This is a genomic window from Pseudomonas sp. WC2, from assembly GCF_050586545.1.
In the GTDB taxonomy this organism is placed as follows: domain Bacteria; phylum Pseudomonadota; class Gammaproteobacteria; order Pseudomonadales; family Pseudomonadaceae; genus Aquipseudomonas.
In genome coordinates, this window is sequence record NZ_JBOBDR010000055.1 from 1 (window position 1) to 365 (window position 365).

General features: G+C 60.5%; 1 pseudogene. It reads right to left on the reverse strand.

The window, feature by feature from the left end:
- Positions 1–365 (reverse strand): annotated as a pseudogene (locus ACQ4OE_RS26790) (hypothetical protein); the annotation flags it as partial.

A 365-nucleotide genomic window follows, 5' to 3' on the forward strand; every position in this document is an offset into this window, starting at 1 on the left:
TCAGCGGTTTGGCGGCGCTGATGTCGCCGTTGCTGATCAGGCGCGGGGGCAGATCCGGCAAGTAGGTGGAAAAATCTGGCCGGGTGCCCAGCCACATCAGGTTGATCGACTGGCCGGCAGCGAAGGAATTGTCGAACGGGATTTCGATGGTCACTCGCGCCAGTTCAGGATTCAGCGCTCCGGAGACCGCTTCGCGCACAAGCGGCGCGGCGAGGCGTTGTACCTGACCAATGACGTTGATGAATTGCACCTTGGAGCGCTGGTCGGGGGTGTTGTCGGCTTTTTCCACACGATAGGACAGCGCGAGCGGGGCTTTGGCCAACTGACGCAACGCGGCGTTTGGGATTTCGATTTCAACAACGCTC